This is a genomic window from Stenotrophomonas sp. YIM B06876 (genome assembly GCF_030711595.1).
Classification (GTDB): Bacteria; Pseudomonadota; Gammaproteobacteria; order Xanthomonadales; family Xanthomonadaceae; genus Stenotrophomonas.
This window is the reverse complement of sequence record NZ_JAUJUJ010000030.1, coordinates 19,537-36,604: the sequence shown is the minus strand read 5'-3', so window position 1 is coordinate 36,604 and position 17,068 is coordinate 19,537. Positions and strand designations below refer to the sequence as shown.

The window sequence follows — 17,068 nt, the reverse complement described above, 5'->3', positions numbered from 1 at the left end:
GGCGCGGCCGGGCTGGGCGCGGCGACCGTGGCGCTGGCCAGCGAGGGCGCGGCGGTCCACACGCAGGTGTGCGACCTGGCCGATCCGGCGCAGATCGAGACATGGGTGGAGGCGGCCGCGGCGGCGCTGGGCGGCATCGATGCGGTGGTCAACAACGCCTCCGGCTACGGCAACGCCGATGACGATGCCAGCTGGCAGGCCGGGTTCGAGATCGACCTGATGGCTGCGGTACGCTGCAATCGCGCCGCGCTGCCACACCTGCGCCGCAGCCCGGCCGCGGCGATCCTCAACATCAGCTCGATCAATGCGCTGCAGCCGGTGCCGCGGGCGATGGCCTACTCCACCGCCAAGGCGGCGCTGAACTACTACACAGTGACGCTGGCCACCGAACTGGCGCACGCGAAGATCCGCGTCAACGCCCTGGCCCCCGGCTCGATCGAATTCCCCGGCGGGTTGTGGGAGCGCCGCCGCCTTGAGCAACCGGCGCTGTACCAGCAGATCCACGAGCGCATCCCGTTTGGCGGGTTCGGCCGGGTCGAGGACGTGGCCGAGGCCGCGCGCTTCCTGCTGTCGTCGCGGGCGCGCTGGATCACCGGCCAGGTGCTGGCGGTGGACGGCGGCCAGTCGCTGCCGGCCTGAGCCGGCTCAGCACAGCTGCGCCGAGCCGATCACATGAACGCCGGGCACCGGGTCCAGCGCGGCTTCGACCATTACCGCGGCAATGCGGCCGGCCGGGTTGATCCGCCAGGCCCGCGGCAGCACCGGCGCCAGCGCGCCCAGCACCACGCTGGCCAGATGTTCGCCGGTGCGGCGCTCGGCACGCTCGCCCCCGATCAGGCCCGGCCGCACCAGCGTCAGCGAATCGAAGCCGAGCCCGCGCAGGTCATGCTCAAGCGTGCCCTTGACCCGGTTGTAGAAGATGCGCGAACCGGCATCGGCGCCCATCGCCGAATTCAGCACGAAGGTGCGGGCGCCGTGGGCATGCACCGCCCGGGCGATCCGCAGCGGGTAGTCGTGGTCGACGCGCCAGAACGCCTCGCGCGAACCGGCCTGGCGGATCGTGGTGCCCAGCGCGCAGATCACCGCATCCACCTGCCACCAGTCCGCCGCGGCCGGCAGGTGCTCGAAATCCAGCACCGGGTTGAGCAGGCGCGCATCGGTGTGCGCCAGCGCGCGCCGGGTCGGCGCCACCACCTGCCGGCAGCGCCGGTCCCCCAGCAGCCGCGTCAGCACCTGTGCTCCGACCAGTCCGGTCGCTCCTGCCAGCAGTATCTTCATGTCATCCTCGCACCGGCCGATCCGATTCAAGCCCCCTGCCACCTTGCCGATAATGGGGCTTGGACACCACCCCGGCGGTGCGCAGAGGCGTGCCGCCCCCCGCTGCCAGGATCCCCGCCATGCCCGATTCCCGCGACACGCCGTCCACGCCCCCGTCGGGGCCGGGACGCATCCTGTCGCGCCGGCAGCAGCGGGCCGCCACCACAGCGGGCACGGCAGCCGCGCCGCTGCCCGACGGCGGCATGGCGATGCTGCAGCGGCTGTTCGTCGGTGCCGATGAGCCGGACGCGCTGCTGCACGCCTTTGCCCAGGGCATGGCGACGCTGCCCGGCGAACTGGGCGACATGGGCCTGCGCCTGCACAGCGCGCATGCCGATGCCGACTGGGAACGCTATGCGCGGCTGCTGCGGCAGCTGATCGACAAGTACATCCGCACCATCGAGCTGGCAGCACCGCATGGCGCGGGCGGCGATGCCGAGCGCTTGCGCGACCTGCTGCGCCACACCTTCGCGGTGGCGGTGACCAGCCTGCTGCAGGAGGCGCCCGAGCTGGACGCCGATGCCCAGCAGCTCATCGTGGTCCTGCGCGACTGGCGCGCCGGGCAGCCGCTGGAGCCGCTCGAGCAGTGCCTGCGCGAGCTGTGCCATCGCATCGCGGTGCGCAGCGACGGCCTGCAGGAACAGCGCGACCTGTTGCTGAGCCTGTTCGACCTGCTGCTGGAGAACATCACCGAGCTGCTCGACGACCGCAGCTGGCTGCAGGGACAGATCAGCGCGGTGCGGGAACTGCTCAGCGGCCCGTTGGATCGCGCTTCGGTGGAGCAGACCCGCAGCAACCTGCGCGAGGTGATCTACAAGCAGGGCCTGCTCAAGCAGGGCATCGCCGAGTCCAAGGCGGCGATGAAGGAGCTGATGGGCGGCTTTGTCGAACGCGTCGACGGCATGGCGATCAGCACTGGCGAATACCACGACCGCATCGCCGGGTATTCGCTGGCGGCGCGCCAGGCGCGCAGCATCGCCGATCTCAACCAGCTGCTGCACGATGTGCTGCAGGATACCGGGCGGGTGCAGCAACAGGCGTTGCGTGCCCGCGATCATCTGGCCAGCGCGCGGGCCGAGGTGGAGGCGGCCGAACAGCGGATCCAGCAGCTGGAACAGGAACTGCGCGACGTGGCCGGGCTGGTGCGCACCGACCCGCTCACCGGCGCCCTCAACCGCCGCGGCTTCGACGAACTGTTGCAGCGCGAGTTCGACCGCGCCGGCCGCAGCGGCCATCCGCTGTGCGTGACCCTGCTGGATCTGGACAATTTCCACCAGACCAACTCCACCCACGGCCATGCCGGCGGTGATCTGGCGCTGCGCCATCTGGTGGCGGTGACCCAGTCGCAATTGCGCAGTTGCGACAGCATCGCCCGGCTGGGGGGTGACGAATTCGTGCTGTTGCTGCCCGACACGCCGCAGGCCGAAGCGCTGGCCACGATGCAGCGGCTGCAGCGGGCGATGGCGCAGCGGCCGTTCCTGCACCAGCACCTGCGCGTGCATGTCAGCTTCAGCGCCGGCACCGCGCAGTGGCAGCCGGGCGAGAGCGCCGAGGCGCTGCTGCAGCGCGCCGACCGCGCCATGTATGCGGCCAAGCGGATCGGCAAGGGCCGGGTGCTGGTGGCCGAATAAGCCGCCGCCGTCCCGCGGCCGGAGGCGCCCTGTGATATTTCCCCCTGCCATGCGAATCACTCTGGCATGGACCCCTCCGTGACCGCCCCGCCGCCACCTGCTACCGCCTCCGCGCAGGAGCGCTTCGCCGCGGCGTTGGCACAGCACCAGGGCATCGTGCTGAAGGTCGCGCGCAGCTATTGCCGCGACCCTGAGGATCGCCGCGACCTGATCCAGGATATCGGCACCCAGGCCTGGCGGGCCTTTCCCGGATTCGATCCGGAAAGAGCGCAGTTCTCGACCTGGCTGTACCGCATCGCGCTCAACGTGGCGATCTCGCAGCAGCGCAGCCTGGGTCTGCGCGCCCGCCACCGTGGCGCACTGGCCGACACCGCCGAACCGGTGGCCGCGGCCACCGCCGAAGACGACGTCCGCGTGCGCGAACTGCACGCGCTGATCCGGCGCCTGCCACCGCTGGACCGGGCGCTGATGCTGCTCTACCTGGACGACTGCAGCCACCGCGAGATCGGCGAGGTGCTCGGCCTGAGCGCCGGCAGCGTCGCCACCCGGCTGTACCGGTTGCGGCAACAGATCCGCCAGCAGTTCAATCCCTCCCCTTCCGCCTGAGGCCCGCCATGGAACTGGAACAACTCAAAGCCGCCTGGAACCGCGTGGAACAGCGTCTGGATGCGGCCGAAGCGCTGGCCCTGCAGGCCTGGCGTGAACCGCGCCAGCAACGGCTGCAGCGCGAGCTGCGCCGGTTCGGCCTGGTCCAGGGCCTGTGGCTGCTGGCATGGCTGGCGGTGGTGGTGCTGGCGGCCGGCTTCTGGGTGCACCACCGCCACGTGCCGCACCTGCTCGTGGCTGGCGTGCTGATCCACCTGTACGGCATCGCCGCGATCTGGGTGGCGGCCACCCGCCTGCTGCTGGCCGCGCGCCTGCACGCCACCGGCACCGTGCTGGACCAGCTGCGGCGGCTGGCGCAGTTGCGCCGTTTCACCACGATCAGCGAGGTGGCGCTGGGCCTGCCGTGGTGCTGGCTGTGGCTGCCGGCGCTGCAGGTCGGGATGATGGCAAGCGTGCGGATCGACCTGTATGCCGCGGCGCCGCGCTGGTTCCTCGCCACCCTGGCCTCCGGCCTGCTGGCGATGGCCGCCAGTGTGCTGCTGGCGCGGCGCTGGGCCGCGCAGCCGCCGCGACAGCCGTGGCTGCGGGCGATGATCGACCACCTCTCCGGCCACGCCCTGGCCCGGGCGCACAGCCAGCTGCAGGAGATCGCCCGCTTCGAACGGGAGTGAATGAATGCCCGGGTCAGTGGCGGGCGGCCGGCATGCCGCGCAGCCGCTGCACGCCGGTGACTGCCAGCAGCACCGCCGCGCCGATGACGATCCCGACCCCCATGCTGGTCAGCGCACCGGTCGCGCTTTGCCAGCCCGGCGACGGCGCCAGCCCGACCGCGAAGTGATGCAGCGCCGGCACGGCGTGCACCAGGATGCCGCCGCCCACCAGGAACATGGCCGCGGTGCCGGCAATGGACAGCCCGCGCATCAGCCACGGCGTGGCACGCAGCAGACCGGCACCGATGGCCGCCGCCATCCGCCCCCGCGGCAGCAGCCACAGGCCGAGGTCATCCAGTTTGACGATGCCGGCCACCAGCCCGTAGACGAACCCGGTCATCGCCACGGCAATCACGCCCAACGCACTTACCTGCTGCCCGAACGGGGCCGCGGACACCACGCCCAGCGACAGTACGATGATCTCCGCCGAGAGGATGAAATCGGTGCGCACCGCGCCTTTGATCTTGTCTTTTTCCAGCGCGACGACGTCGATGCTGTCATCGGCCAGGGCCTGCGCCCGCGCCGCCTTGCGCGCCTGTTCCTCGGCCGGCGAATGCAGCAACCGGTGGGCGAGCTTTTCCACCCCTTCGAAACACAGGTAGGCGCCACCGGTCATCATCAGCGGCGTGATCGCCCACGGCAGCCAGGCACTGATCGCCAGCGCCGCCGGCACCAGAATGGCCTTGTTGAGCAGCGAGCCTTTGGCCACCGCCCACACCACCGGCAACTCGCGGTTGGCGCTGACCCCGGTCACCTGCTGCGCATTGAGCGCCAGATCGTCGCCCAGCACGCCGGCGGTTTTCCGGGCCGCGACCTTGGTCAGGATGGAGACGTCGTCCAGCAACGCGGCGATATCGTCGAGCAGGGCAAACAGGCTTGCACCGGCCATGGGGCACCGAAGAGGAAAAAAAACAGTCGCCGATTCTCGCCGATCGAAGCCGGCCGCAGGTGAGGACGGCGGGCCATTCACCCGGCCACCACCGCGGGCTGGTGACACTGCCGCTCACTTTGCATGCTCCGGAGCCGCTTCTTGAGTGCGATACCTGCCGACGCCCCTCCCGCCACCGTTGGTGGCATGAACCGCCGCCAGCAGATCCTGCGGCTGCTGCTGCGCTACCGCAATTCCGGGGTGTTTTCCGGGATCCAGCTCGATGGCGCGATGCCGCGGCTGGAAAAATCCGCGGGCACCGGCGACCCCACCCAGTTCGTGACCGACCTGGAGGCGTTGGGCACCACCTTCGTCAAGCTCGGCCAGGTGCTGTCCACGCGTCCGGACATGATCCCGCCCGAATATGTCGCCGCGCTGGAGCGGATGCAGGAAAAAGTCGCGCCGATTCCGGTCGAGCGCATCCGCGCGATCATCGAAGAAGACCTCGGCGCCACGGTCGGCAAGCTGTTCGCGGTGTTCGATCCCGAGCCGCTGGGCTGCGCCTCGATCGCCCAGGTGCACCGCGCGGTGCTGCACGACGGCCGCGAAGTGGCGATCAAGGTGCAAAAACCCGAAGTGGCCGCGCAGCTGCGTTCGGACCTGGCGGTGCTGCGCAGTTTTGCCAGCGCCGCCGACCACCTCACCCGGGTCGGCCGCCGGGTCAAGCTCAGCGACTGGCTGAACGAATTCTCCAAGACCCTGCGCATGGAGCTGGACTACGAGGCCGAGGCCGCCAACCTCACCCGCTTCGGCCAGCACCTGAAGCGCTACCCGGAACTGTGGATTCCGCAGCCGCTGCGCGACCTGTGCAGCCGCCGCGTGCTGACGATGCAACTGGTGACCGGCGTGCGCGTGGACGCGATCCCCGAGGTGCGGCGGATCGAGGAGCCGATGCTGCCGCTGGGCGAGGCGCTGGTGCGCGGCTATCTCGACCAGATTTTCGTCCACGGCGAGATCCATGCCGATCCGCATCCGGGCAACCTGCGGGTCACCCCCGATGGCCGGCTGGCGATCTTCGACCTGGGCATGGTGGCGCACGTGCCGCCGCGCCTGCGCGAGCGCCTGCTCAAGGTGCTGTTTGCCGCCGTCGATGGCCGCGGCGAGGAAGTGGCCGATGAGATCATCGGCATCAGCACCCGGCTGGAGGACTACGACGAGGAACGCTACCTGCGCGAGACCGGGCAGATGATCGCCCGCTACGCGGCCAACGGCACCCTGTCCGAGGGCCACGTGGTGCTGGAGATCGTGCGCATCGCCACCGCCAGCGACCTGCGCACGCCGCCGGAGCTGAGCCTGCTCGGCAAGGCGCTGCTCAATCTGGAAAACGTGTGCCAGTGCCTGGCCCCCGAGCTGGATACCCGCGGGGTGATCGAGCAGCAGCTGCAGCACGTGATGCGCGCGCGGCTGAAAAAATCCCTGTCGGCGGCCAACCTGGCCAGCGAGGCGATGGAACTGCAGCAGCTGTTGCGGGTCGGCCCGCGCCGGGTGTCGGACATCCTCGGCCTGCTTTCCGAAAACCGGCTGCAGATGAAAGTGACCGGGCTGGAAGAGTCGCGGCTGATGGAGAACATCCAGAAAGTCGCCAACCGCGTCGCCGCCGGCATCATCACCGCGGCCCTGCTGCTGTCCTCGGCGCTGATGATGCGGGTGGAAAGCAGCCTCAAGCTGTTCGGCTATCCGGCCTTTGCGATGCTGCTGTTCCTGCTCGGGGTGTTCATCGGCCTGAGCATCATCGTCAGCGCGCTGCTGTTCGACCGCCGCACCCGGGCGCGTGCGCGCGAGGAGCGCGGACACCGCTGAGCCTGCAATCCCGTACCTGCCGCCGCCGGGCCCGCCTTGCGGCGGCGGGGTGCATTGTGGGCGAGGCGCTTCTGCCGCCGACAGCGCGATGCAGTTGCCGGCATGGCCGCAGCGGCTCCGGCCAGCCGCACCCGCTGCACGCCTGGTAACGCAGGCGGCCGGCCCTGGACCGCATCCTGCGGTTTCACCACCACGACATGGGCGTCGCGCCAGAACGCCACCGCCGCCCGCGCGGATGCGCATGCGCAAATCCGCTGACCGGCGCACATTTCCATGCGCATTGCGCAAACATCCCAGTCAGGTTGAAGCGGGCATGATCCGACCCTGCCGCTGTCATATGCACGCCACAAACAGCGCGATGACACGGTTTCACTTGCGCGGCTGCGCCCTTTCAATCTGGCTTCCGGTATCTGCTCTATGCAATGGAGTGTCTGGTTTTCCATAGCGCTGCTTGCCTGTCTGCTGCTGGTCTCCGGCACGTGGGCGCGGCTGAAGGCGATCCTGCTTTCGCTGTTGCTGCTGGCGCTCAGCAGCTGGTGGCTGATCGACCAGCTCAGTGGCGACGGCATCAATGCCGCCACGCTCTATCACCTGCGCAGTGACCTGCAGGGCGCCGGGGTCGGCGACTTCGGGCACTCCATCGCCGGTTTTGTCGCGCGGGTGCTGGGCGCATTGCTGCTGCCGCTGCTGTTGTTGCGGGTCACCCGTCTGCGCCAGCCACGGTTTGGCATACCGGTGTTTACCGCGTTCGCCTGCCTGCTGCTGGTCACGCTGCGGGTCAGCCCGCTCTATGACGATGCGTTGCGCATCCATCAGCAGCTGCGGCCGGTGGATTACCGCGTCGTGGCCGACGAATACCGCGTTCCCGCCCAGCCGCTGGCACAGCGCAGGAACATCGTCTGGATCTATGGCGAAAGCCTGGAGCGCACCTATCTGGATGAAGCGGTGTTTCCCGGGCTGATGCCCAACCTGCAACGGCTGGCTGGCGAGGCGCTGGATTTCCGCGACATCGGTTCGGCCGAGGGCAGCGGCTGGACCATCGCCGGGCTGGTCGCCTCGATGTGCGGAGTACCACTGACCACCGCGCAGGGCGATGAGAACAGCATGGGCCGCATGGGCCGCTTCCTCCCCGAAGCGGTGTGCCTGGGCGATTATCTGAAACAGCAGGGCTACCGCAACCATTACCTGGGCGGTGCCAATGGCCAGTTCGCGGCCAAGGCGGATTTCCTTGCCAGCCACGGTTTCGATGCGGTGCACGATCTGGCCTGGTTCAAGCAGCGCGACATCGCCGCCAGCCACTTCTCCAACTGGGGCGTGCATGACGATGTGCTGCTGGAAGAAGCGTTCCAGCGCTTCGTGCAGCTGTCCCGCGCCGGCCAGCCGTTCATGCTGACCGCATTGACGATGGACACCCATCATCCGGCCGGGCACCTGCCGGTGGCCTGCAAGGGCATGCGCTATGCCAGCGAATACGGCGATATCGGCCTGCTCAAGGCGCTCAAGTGCACCGATGTGCTGATCTCGAAGCTGGTCGACCGCATCCGCAGCAGCGGCTATGCCGACAACACCGTGGTGGTGGTCGCCTCCGATCACCTAGCCATGCCCAACCACCTCAGCCACGTGCTGGAAAAGCAGCGCCGCGAGAACCTGCTGCTGTTCCTGGGCCCGGGCATCGCACCGCGACAGGTGACCGCCCGCACCGGTTCCACCCTGGATTCGGGCGCCACTTTGTTGCAGCTGCTGGACCCGGCCGTCACTACGATCGGCTTTGGCCGCTCGCTGCTCGCCGCCGACGCCGGTCCCAGCGCCAGCGCCGCGGCCGTGCGCGAACAGGGCCAGGACTATCCCCGCTACCTGGCCTACGCGCGGTCGCTGTGGCTGGGCCGGCAGACCCGCCGGCTGCGACTGGAAGACGGCCTGGTGCAGGTGGGCGTGCAGCAGGTGCAGCCGCCGGTGCTGCTCGAATACGACCGGCAGTGGGACCTGAAATCGATCTATCTGGAAAACACCTCCAAGCAGTTCGACGACGCCGACCCGGCGCATACGCTGGCCTATGTCGATCGCTGCACCGCGTTCGAGGACGCTTCCGCCGCAGGCGAATGGTGTGCGCTGCTGGTCAACCGCGACCAGGGCATCCGCCTGTATCGCGATGCCCAGCTGCGCCGCGGCATCGCCGTGGATGCGCCACTGCAGGCGTTCGACGGCAACCGGCCCCGCGTGCGCCAGTCGCGCATGATCAGCCGCGAAGCGCGCCGCACCGATCCGGGCCAGTACGTGCTGGAGCTGTACGCGCGGCAGAATCCGCAGCGGCCGTTCTGGGTGGAGGCGGTGTCCTCGCAGCGCAAGGTGGTGGTCGCCCAGCAGTGGGTGCAGGCCGACAGCAACGGCCGCATCCGCATGCCACTGGGACTGGAGCATGCAGTGGACGACCTGGAAATCCGCGCGTGGCTCAACCATGCCGAACAATTGGCGGTGGAGCGCTATGTGCTGCTGCCGTTCCGGCTGCGTCCCGGCCGCTCCTGAGCAGGCGCCTGCCGGTGCAGGCGCCGCACTCTCAGCGGGTCTGCGCCGGCGTCACCGCCGCTTCGCCGACCAGGTGGATATCGGTCGGTGTCACCAGCGCGATGTTCTGCTCGGCCAGCCGTTGCAGCAGTGCGAACAGCAGTTCGCTGCGGGCGGCGTAGACACTGCGCGGACTGGAAACGTGGGCGAAGCTGTTGATCGCCACCTGGCCGGCGCTGATCGAGTCGATGAACACGGTCGGTGACGGTTCTTCCAGGACCGCCGGATTTTCGCGGTACAGCTCCAGCAGCGTCTGCCGCAGACGGCCGACATCGGTGGCCAGCGGCACCGAGAACTGGATCTGGATGCGGCCCAGCGCGTTGGCCATGGTCATGTTGCGGATGGTCTTGGTGATCAGCTCGGAATTGGGCACGATCAGGGTCGATTTGTCGCCGGCCTGGATCTCGGTGGAACGCACGCTGATGCGGCGGATATCGCCTTCCTGATCACCGATCCGGACCCAGTCGCCGATCTTCACCGGGCGCTCGGCCAGCAGGATCAGCCCGGACACGAAATTCTGGGTGATTGCCTGCAGGCCGAACCCGATGCCCACCGACAATGCACTGGCCAGCAGCGCCAGCTTCTCGAAGCCGATGCCCAGGGCCGCCAGCGCCCACAGCACCACCAGCACGATGCCCAGATAACGCGCCACGGTACTGATCGAATTGCGGGTGCCGGCATCCAGCTCGGTCTTCGGCAGGTAGGTTTCCACCAGCCAGTGCTGCAGCGCCTTCATCACTGCCAGCCCCAAGGCCAGCGCCAGCAGGCCCCGCAGCAGGGCCGCCGGCTTCAATACCGCCTGGCCCAGCGACACGCCGTTGGCCAGCGTCTCCAGCCAGCCACCGAGCGCGGTGAGGTTGCCCAGCGGCGCCATCAGCGCGGTCAGCCCAAGCAGCAGCAGGCAGACGCGCGCCGACGCCGACAGCAGTACCCCGCCCTGCTCGATACGCGCGGCACTGATGCCGGTGGACAGACGCAAGGTACGACCGCTGGCACTGTCCGGTGCCAGCAGCCACAACGCGAAATCGTCGGCGAACTTCAACAGCAACGACAGCGCCAGAAGCACCACGGTGACCCATACCATCTGCCGGGTGGTGAACATCGCCAGGTTCAGGTAGCCCAGCACCGTCGCCGCCAGCGCCGTCAATACCGTCAGGTGCCCGGCCAGGCGACCCAGCACCAGCCAGCCGCTGCGGCTGTTGCTCGGCCGCTCCCCCGGCGCGGCCGGCGGATGGGCCTGCAACTGCGCCTGCACATGGGCGGCCTGGCGGCGGTGCAGTCGTGCCAGCGTCACCAGCATGGCGCTGATCAGCCCCACGTAGATCAGTGCGATCACGCCGTCCAGCATCACCGTGCCCACCTGCGAGGTACGCGCGGCGTGGTTGATCGCCTGCAACAGCATGCTCAGCCAGGTCAGTGCCGCCGCGCCCCAGGCGTATTTGCGCAGACGCGCCGCGGCGATGTCATCGATATTGAGCAGCCGCCACGACGGCCGCCGGGGCACCAGCAGGCAGGCACTGAGCGCGGCGATGAACGCGGCCACGAAGGTGGCGGTCACGAACGCATCGCCCACCGCCTGCAACCGCGGCGGGATCGCGCCGATCATGCGCAGGCTTTCCACCGCCACCACCGCAGCCGACCCCGGCAGCAGTGTGCCAACCAGCAGCAACCACACCGCCAGCCCGGTCCTTCGCAGCCGCCCGGCCGGCGCCCGTGGCGAAGCCGCATAGCCGCGTCCCAGCGCGCGCAGCCACAGCCGCAACGGCAGCAGCAGCACCACGGCCAGCAGCGCGCCAGCCAGCGGAATCTTCCAGCCCTGTTTGCCGACCGCGCGGACCGCCGCGCCCGCGCCCTGGCGATACAGCCCCTGCAGCCGCGTGTAATCGGCCGGCGCCTGGGCGCTGAACTGCTGCCACAACGCCGGCGAGAGCGGCGAGCCCACTTTGCGCGTGAGCTGTTCGCCGAACTGCTGGGCGCGCATCTTCTCGATCGATTCGCCCAGCTGCCGTGCCTCCAGCGCCAGCAGGTTGCCGCGCTTGAGTGCCGAATCCACGCCACTGCGCTCCAGCGCCAGCGCCTTGCGCGGCTGGCTGATGTCACGGCCTTCGGGACTGCCTTCGGCCGGCGTACCGAGCTGCGCGATGCGTGCATCGATCTGCTGCAACCGCGGCTCCAGCGCGCGCACGGCGGCTTCGGCATCGCGTTGCGCGGCCAGCGCTTTTTCCGCCAGCGTCTTCAGCGTTTCCGGCGCGTCGGCATCCTCCAGCGACCGGCGCACCGCAGCCAGCGCCAGCGCGGCGCGGGCGATCCTGGTCTGCGGTTCGTCGGCGGAATCGCCGGGAACGGGCTCGGCGGCGTGGGCCCCCGGGATCGACACCGGGCCGGCAAACAGCATTCCCAGCAACAGCAGACGCAACGACAGCGCAAAAAGATGACCGGACAAGGGCGCAACCCGACACGCGCGGACCACCGCGCCTGCGGAGAACTATAAATCAGCGCCGCGCGGGCGCCCGGCCGCGACACACACAGGCAGCTCATTACCCGCGCGGCAGTTCCGCGGCCCGCGTGGCGCCGCCGGTCAAGCCGATGCAGTGGCGCCGGTGTGGGGGCGGAGCGGCGTGGGCCTGGCGCTGGCCCGCGTTGCACAGGTTGCCCCCATCGGCGCCGGTTGCGGGTGGCGCTGGCGAATATCGACGACGGGTTCACTGCCGCTCGGCTATAGCTGCACGGCCACCCCTTGCCGGAAACGTCATGAGCGCCACTTCGCCGCTGACCACCGTTGCCTCGATCGACCTGCCGCGGTATCTCGGCACCTGGTATGAAATCGACCGCCTGCCGATGCGCCACGAACCGGAGGCGGCAACCGACATCAGCGCCCACTATTCGCTCAACCCGGATGGCTCGATCCGGGTCCAGAACCGCTGCATCGACAACGGCGGGATGGAGGAATCCATCGGCCAGGCCACGGCGGTGGACAGCACCAACAGCAAGCTGGAAGTGACGTTCCTGCCCGAAGGCCTGCGCTGGATCCCGTTCACCAAGGGCGACTACTGGATTCTCAAGATCGACGAGGCCTATACCTGTGCGCTGGTCGGCAGCCCGGACCGCAAATACCTGTGGTTGCTCTCACGCCAGCCGCAGATGGATCCAGCTACCCGCCAGCACTACATCGCCTACGCCGCGCAGCTCGGGTTCGCGGTCGACCGCCTGATCCATACCCCGCACACCGGCCACTCCACCGCCTGAGTCGTTTTCCCGCGCCGCTGGCGGCGCACAACACCCACTTCCCGCAACCCCTGCCGGCGCCTGCCGTCGGCGGCGGGCCGAGGCTGGCATGGATCTGAAAAGCGGCTACCCGTACTGGGCGATAAAGAACGGATTGATGCATGCGTTTCCGCGGCTGGAGCAGGATCTGCGCTGCGACGTATTGGTCGTGGGCGGCGGCATCACCGGCGCGCTGATCGCCGACGAACTGGGCCGGCATGGCCATCAGGTGGTGGTGGTGGAACAACGCGACGTGGGCTGGGGCAGCAGCGCCGCCAGTACCGCGTTGCTGCAGTACGAAATCGACACCCACATGGTCGATCTGGCCAGGCAGTACGGGGAACAGAACGCGCTGCTGGCGTACCGCGCCTGCGCCGAGGCGATCCCGATGTTGCAGGCGTTGTGCAAGCCACTGCGCGATGTCGACTTCGCGCCGATGCACAGCCTGTACTACGCCAGCAAGCGCGGCCATCGCCGCGCCCTGGCCGCGGAGTTCGCGCTGCGCCGGCGCCATGGTTTCGATGTGCAGTGGCTGGAGCCGGCCGATATCCAGGACGGCTTCGGCTTCAGCGCGCCGGCGGCGATCCTGAGCCGGTTGGCGGCACGGGTGGATCCCTACCGGCTGGCGTACCGCCTGCTGGCACGGCTGGAAAAGCACGGCGCCGCGGTGTTCGACCGCACCCGCATCGAACATCTCCAGGCCACCCAACGCCGCGTGCTGGCCACCACTGCCGATGGCCACCGCATCCGCGCCAACCACCTGGTCATGGCCGCCGGCTACGCCAGCCAGCAGTGGCTCAGGCAACCGGTGGCGCGCAATCGCAGCAGTTACGCCTTCATCACCGATCCAATGTCCGAGGCGCAGCTGGGCCGGTTGGGCAACACCATGCTCTGGGAATCGGCGCGGCCCTATCTGTATCTGCGCAGCAGCGGCGATGGCCGGCTGCTGGTCGGCGGAGATGACGATTCGATCGACCTTCCCGCCCGCCGCGATGCCCGGGTCGAACGCAAGGCCGGCAAGCTGCTGAAGAAACTGACGGGCCTGTTCCCGCAGCTGGAACCGGTTGTCGCCTTCAGCTGGGGCGGCACCTTCGCCGAAACCGCCGATGGCCTGCCGTTCTTCGGTCCACATCCGCAATACGGCCCGCGCCTGCATTTCGCCATGGCGTACGGCGGCAATGGCATCACCTACTCGATGCTCGGCGCCGGCCTGATCCGTGCCGGCATCGAGAAGCGGCCGCATCCCCTGGCCCAACTGTTCTCGTTCCGGCGCGCCGGCTGAGGCGATAGCGCGTGCTGGCCGCGACAGGCATTATTCAAGCCCTGGCTGGTAGCGTGTGATCCAGCGGCGCCATCACGGCGCAGCGCGTGCCTGGAGCGGTAGTGCCATGACCCGAATCCCCCTGATCCTCGCCTGCCTGCTGGCGCCGGCCGCCGCCATGGCGCAAAGCGGCGGCACCGCACCGGGCGTGCTGGACCTGCGTGTTCCGCAACCGCCGCTCCGCTACTTGGGGGATCCGGGTTACCAGTCCGACGCGCCAGGCGCGTTCTACGGCGACCACAGCGGGCGCGGCCTCGACAAGGGCAACGCCCAGGCCCAGGTGATGGACGACACGTTGCAGGTGCATGGCAGCATCACCACCGGCATCGGGTACTCCAGGCAGCTGGGCAACAGCCACTGGACCGGCGCCAGCCTCAACCTCGGCAAGAACTACACCAACGACGAGGGTGAAACCCGGCGCGTGGACGTCAACATCAATGTCATGAAGAGTGAAGGCCCGGGCTATTTCGGCTACGGCCGCGGTTACGGGCCGATGCCCTATCCGGGCTGGTAACCGCGCTGCCCGCGCCGAGGCGGCGGCGCTGTGTCGCTACGGTGGGCGCTCATGCGCTGCAGCGCATCCACAGGCAATCGACCGCATCCAGCGCGACATGCAACAGCAGGCCGATCCCGAACAGGCGGGTGCGCCGCGGCACGGTCAGCCCGGCATACAGCGCGACCGCCGGGGCGGTATGCAGGGGATGGAAGCCGATGCTGCAGCGGTCCGGCGCGTAGACCGGATCCGCCAGCAGATGGTCCAGGTCGATCACCCAGCCCAGCAACAGCAGCAGCCAGGCCCGGGCGAACTGCGGCCGCCAGAACAGCCAGGCCAGCAGCGCCGGAATGGCCGCGTGCAGCAGCAGGTGGACCACCGCACGCAGGCTCATCGCCGCCAGCCACCGCACATGCCCGCCGCCACCGTTTCGCCCATGATCCCCATCGCCCCGTCTTCCACGCCACAACCCGGGACATTCTAGACGGCAGCCACCGGCCCCGGCGCTAGAATAGGCGCCCGCCAGGCGGTTCTGCCGGGCTGTTTCCGGAGTGGCAATGATCAACAACGACGTACTGCGCAGCATCCGCTACATGCTCGACCTCAGCGACAGCAGGGTGGTGGATACCGTGCATCTGGCCGATCCCTCTTTCGACGTGGACGCCGCCCAGGTGCACGATTTCCTGCGCAAGGACGAAGATCCGCTGTTCCTCGAATGCCCGGACGCGGTGATGGCGCATTTCCTCGACGGCCTGATCTTCCACTTCCGTGGCCGCGACGAATCGATGCCGGCCCGCCCGGTGGAACGCCGCGTCACCAACAACGTGGTGTTGAAGAAGCTGCGCGTGGCGTTCCAGCTCAAGGACGTGGACATGCACGAGATCTTCGCCAGCGCCGGATTTCCGGTATCCAAGCCGGAACTGTCGGCGCTGTTCCGCCAGCCGGACCACAAGCACTACCGCGACTGCGGCGACCAGCTGCTGCGCAACTTCCTCAAGGGCCTGACCCTGCGCCTGCGCGGCAATGCCTGAGTGCCGTCTACCCGTCTACCCGGCGCCCGGCGGCAGTGTGGCGGCGTCGAAACAAAAAAAGGAGCCTGGCACCAGCCAGGCTCCCACTGCGACAAAGCACACCCGTCGCGGTAAAACGGTAAGGCGGCTTACCAGCTGAAGCGCGGGCCGACCGTCCATTCCTTGTTGCCGTGGCGATCCATCTTCAGGTCGCCATTGACGCCCCAATTCTGGTTCAGCTTCACCTGGCCACCGAGGCGGCCGTAGAACTGGCCTTCCGGGTTGATGCCGTGCTTCTTGCTGTAGTCCTCATAGCCGGCCATGCCATAGACCTCGACATGCTGGCCGAATGCGGTGCGGATGCCGGCTTCGGCGCTGTAGCCGTTGAAGTCCAGGCCATGCTTCGGGTCGTACTTGTTGTAGGCCACGGTGCCGACGAAGTCGGTGCTGCTGCCGATCTCGTGGTGGTAGCCGGCGCCCACGCGCCACTGGTCGATCTTGAAGTTGCCCACGTCGGTCTTCTGCTGGTTGTACTCACCGAAGACATGCACGTTGGGCAGCACGCCGTAGGAACCCTTTACGCCCCAACCGTCGGCCTTGCCCGCGTCGACATCGGTCCTGGCGTAGTCGGCTTCGGCGTAGTTGTAGGACAGGCCTTCAGCAGCGACGGCGCTGAACGGAAGAGCGGCAACCAGGGCAAGGGCAATCAAAGAAGTCTTCATGGGTACACCTGTGTTTTTGTTTTGGTGGCGCCGAGGGCAATCACTGCCCGCTGCGTCCGGATGTAAATTATCCGTTATCCACCTCAACTCACCCTGAAGCCCGGTGGGCGATGAACGCCCGTTTTAGGCTGTTATTCAGGCGCTTTCAGGCACGCGGGCGATGGCGGCCGCCCACCCTGTATTCAGCCGGCACCGCGCTGGCACACGTTCAGCGTTTGCCAGACCGTGGCCCGGTGCGGGTCGGGCCGAACTTCGGCGCGGTGATGGCGGCGGGGTGCGCCGCGCCACGTTCGATCTCCCTCAGGATCGGGCAATCCGGACGTGAGTCGCCCGCGCAGCCAGCGGCCAGCGTCTGCACCGTGGCCACCATGTCCTGCAGTTCGGCGATGCGCTGGTTGAGCAGCGCGATGTGCTCCAGCGCCATTGCCTTGACGTCAGCGCTGTGGCGCGAGCGGTCGTGCCAGAGCTGCAGCAATCCGGCGATGCGCTCGACGCTGAAGCCCAGATCGCGCGAGCGTTTGATGAAACCCAGCGTATGGATATCGCGCTCGCTGTAGAGGCGATAGCCGGCGTCGCTGCGCGCTACCGGCCCGATCAGACCGGTCTGCTCGTAGTAACGGATCATCTTGGCCGAGATGCCGGTGGCGGCAGCGGCCTGGCCGATATTCATGACGTCTCCCCGCACCGGATTTCCAGTGTGCACG

General features: G+C 68.4%; 16 protein-coding genes. 10 read left to right on the top strand and 6 right to left on the bottom strand.

What is annotated here, in order from left to right; translation table 11 throughout:
• Positions 1 to 639, top strand: a 639-nt coding sequence (locus QZH66_RS11825; RefSeq protein ID WP_305806138.1) for an SDR family oxidoreductase, incomplete at its 5' end; no start/stop codon positions are given.
• Positions 640 to 645: 6 nt separating this feature from the next.
• On the opposite strand, the gene QZH66_RS11820 is transcribed toward QZH66_RS11825, so the two are convergent.
• Positions 646 to 1,278 carry an NAD-dependent epimerase/dehydratase family protein gene (locus QZH66_RS11820; protein WP_305806137.1) on the bottom strand — a complete coding sequence of 211 codons (633 nt, stop codon included), beginning with the start codon at positions 1,276 to 1,278 and terminating at the stop codon, positions 646 to 648.
• Between the two features lie 242 nt (positions 1,279 to 1,520).
• Here QZH66_RS11820 and QZH66_RS11815 point away from each other — a divergent pair, with 242 nt between their 5' ends.
• From QZH66_RS11815 to QZH66_RS11805, 3 genes are all read left to right on the top strand, one after another.
• Complete coding sequence (locus QZH66_RS11815; RefSeq protein WP_305806143.1) at positions 1,521 to 2,948, top strand: GGDEF domain-containing protein; 1,428 nt, start codon at positions 1,521 to 1,523, stop codon at positions 2,946 to 2,948.
• A 78-nt stretch (positions 2,949 to 3,026) separates the two neighbouring features.
• Positions 3,027 to 3,554, top strand: coding sequence for a sigma-70 family RNA polymerase sigma factor (locus QZH66_RS11810; protein ID WP_305806136.1), 528 nt, complete (start codon positions 3,027 to 3,029; stop codon positions 3,552 to 3,554).
• Positions 3,555 to 3,562: 8 nt separating this feature from the next.
• Positions 3,563 to 4,225: a hypothetical protein gene (locus QZH66_RS11805; protein ID WP_305806135.1), complete on the top strand. Its 663-nt coding sequence runs from the start codon at positions 3,563 to 3,565 to the stop codon at positions 4,223 to 4,225.
• Between the two features lie 13 nt (positions 4,226 to 4,238).
• Here QZH66_RS11805 and QZH66_RS11800 read toward each other — a convergent pair whose 3' ends face one another.
• Positions 4,239 to 5,153 carry a DUF808 domain-containing protein gene (locus tag QZH66_RS11800; RefSeq protein WP_305806134.1) on the bottom strand — a complete coding sequence of 305 codons (915 nt, stop codon included), beginning with the start codon at positions 5,151 to 5,153 and terminating at the stop codon, positions 4,239 to 4,241.
• A 186-nt stretch (positions 5,154 to 5,339) separates the two neighbouring features.
• On the opposite strand from QZH66_RS11800, the gene QZH66_RS11795 reads away from it, so the two are divergent.
• Positions 5,340 to 6,992 (top strand): AarF/UbiB family protein, encoded by a 1,653-nt coding sequence (locus tag QZH66_RS11795; RefSeq protein WP_305806141.1) that lies wholly within the window; start codon positions 5,340 to 5,342, stop codon positions 6,990 to 6,992.
• 417 nt (positions 6,993 to 7,409) lie between these two features.
• A complete protein-coding gene (locus tag QZH66_RS11790) occupies positions 7,410 to 9,515 on the top strand; it encodes a phosphoglycerol transferase I (protein ID WP_305806133.1) in 2,106 nt (701 codons plus the stop codon).
• A 31-nt stretch (positions 9,516 to 9,546) separates the two neighbouring features.
• Here QZH66_RS11790 and QZH66_RS11785 read toward each other — a convergent pair whose 3' ends face one another.
• Entirely contained in the window at positions 9,547 to 11,997 is a 2,451-nt protein-coding gene (locus QZH66_RS11785; protein ID WP_305806132.1) for a DUF3772 domain-containing protein, read from the bottom strand.
• A 308-nt stretch (positions 11,998 to 12,305) separates the two neighbouring features.
• Between QZH66_RS11785 and QZH66_RS11780 the strand changes: the two genes are divergently transcribed.
• The 3 genes from QZH66_RS11780 to QZH66_RS11770 all read left to right on the top strand — a co-directional run bounded on the left by QZH66_RS11780 (position 12,306) and on the right by QZH66_RS11770 (position 14,653).
• Positions 12,306 to 12,800 carry a lipocalin family protein gene (locus QZH66_RS11780; protein ID WP_305806131.1) on the top strand — a complete coding sequence of 165 codons (495 nt, stop codon included), beginning with the start codon at positions 12,306 to 12,308 and terminating at the stop codon, positions 12,798 to 12,800.
• A gap of 88 nt (positions 12,801 to 12,888) precedes the next feature.
• Positions 12,889 to 14,100, top strand: coding sequence for an FAD-dependent oxidoreductase (locus tag QZH66_RS11775; RefSeq protein WP_305806130.1), 1,212 nt, complete (start codon positions 12,889 to 12,891; stop codon positions 14,098 to 14,100).
• A 106-nt stretch (positions 14,101 to 14,206) separates the two neighbouring features.
• Positions 14,207 to 14,653: a hypothetical protein gene (locus tag QZH66_RS11770; RefSeq protein WP_305806129.1), complete on the top strand. Its 447-nt coding sequence runs from the start codon at positions 14,207 to 14,209 to the stop codon at positions 14,651 to 14,653.
• 49 nt (positions 14,654 to 14,702) lie between these two features.
• Here the strand turns inward: QZH66_RS11770 and QZH66_RS11765 are convergent, their stop codons facing one another.
• Entirely contained in the window at positions 14,703 to 15,026 is a 324-nt protein-coding gene (locus tag QZH66_RS11765; protein ID WP_305806128.1) for a DUF6122 family protein, read from the bottom strand.
• Positions 15,027 to 15,189: 163 nt separating this feature from the next.
• Between QZH66_RS11765 and QZH66_RS11760 the strand changes: the two genes are divergently transcribed.
• Positions 15,190 to 15,663 (top strand): DUF1456 family protein, encoded by a 474-nt coding sequence (locus tag QZH66_RS11760; RefSeq protein WP_305806127.1) that lies wholly within the window; start codon positions 15,190 to 15,192, stop codon positions 15,661 to 15,663.
• 128 nt (positions 15,664 to 15,791) lie between these two features.
• On the opposite strand, the gene QZH66_RS11755 is transcribed toward QZH66_RS11760, so the two are convergent.
• Together QZH66_RS11755 and cueR are read right to left on the bottom strand one after the other, a co-directional pair.
• Positions 15,792 to 16,364, bottom strand: a complete 573-nt coding sequence (locus QZH66_RS11755) for an Ax21 family protein (RefSeq protein WP_305806126.1) — start codon at positions 16,362 to 16,364, stop codon at positions 15,792 to 15,794.
• Between the two features lie 208 nt (positions 16,365 to 16,572).
• Positions 16,573 to 17,034, bottom strand: a complete 462-nt coding sequence (cueR, locus tag QZH66_RS11750) for a Cu(I)-responsive transcriptional regulator (protein WP_305806125.1) — start codon at positions 17,032 to 17,034, stop codon at positions 16,573 to 16,575.
• Positions 17,035 to 17,068 lie beyond the last annotated feature (34 nt).

Bases quoted from the DNA above. Each gene is read 5' to 3' on its own strand.
- QZH66_RS11820 (WP_305806137.1), bottom strand. From the start codon at position 1,278: ATGAAGATACTGCTGGCAGGAGCGACCGGACTGGTCGGAGCACAGGTG.
- QZH66_RS11815 (WP_305806143.1), top strand. From the start codon at position 1,521: ATGGCGATGCTGCAGCGGCTGTTCGTCGGTGCCGATGAGCCGGACGCG.
- QZH66_RS11805 (WP_305806135.1), top strand. From the start codon at position 3,563: ATGGAACTGGAACAACTCAAAGCCGCCTGGAACCGCGTGGAACAGCGT.
- QZH66_RS11800 (WP_305806134.1), bottom strand. From the start codon at position 5,153: ATGGCCGGTGCAAGCCTGTTTGCCCTGCTCGACGATATCGCCGCGTTG.
- QZH66_RS11795 (WP_305806141.1), top strand. From the start codon at position 5,340: ATGAACCGCCGCCAGCAGATCCTGCGGCTGCTGCTGCGCTACCGCAAT.
- QZH66_RS11790 (WP_305806133.1), top strand. From the start codon at position 7,410: ATGCAATGGAGTGTCTGGTTTTCCATAGCGCTGCTTGCCTGTCTGCTG.
- QZH66_RS11780 (WP_305806131.1), top strand. From the start codon at position 12,306: ATGAGCGCCACTTCGCCGCTGACCACCGTTGCCTCGATCGACCTGCCG.
- QZH66_RS11775 (WP_305806130.1), top strand. From the start codon at position 12,889: ATGGATCTGAAAAGCGGCTACCCGTACTGGGCGATAAAGAACGGATTG.
- QZH66_RS11770 (WP_305806129.1), top strand. From the start codon at position 14,207: ATGACCCGAATCCCCCTGATCCTCGCCTGCCTGCTGGCGCCGGCCGCC.
- QZH66_RS11765 (WP_305806128.1), bottom strand. From the start codon at position 15,026: ATGAGCCTGCGTGCGGTGGTCCACCTGCTGCTGCACGCGGCCATTCCG.
- QZH66_RS11760 (WP_305806127.1), top strand. From the start codon at position 15,190: ATGATCAACAACGACGTACTGCGCAGCATCCGCTACATGCTCGACCTC.
- QZH66_RS11755 (WP_305806126.1), bottom strand. From the start codon at position 16,364: ATGAAGACTTCTTTGATTGCCCTTGCCCTGGTTGCCGCTCTTCCGTTC.
- cueR (WP_305806125.1), bottom strand. From the start codon at position 17,034: ATGAATATCGGCCAGGCCGCTGCCGCCACCGGCATCTCGGCCAAGATG.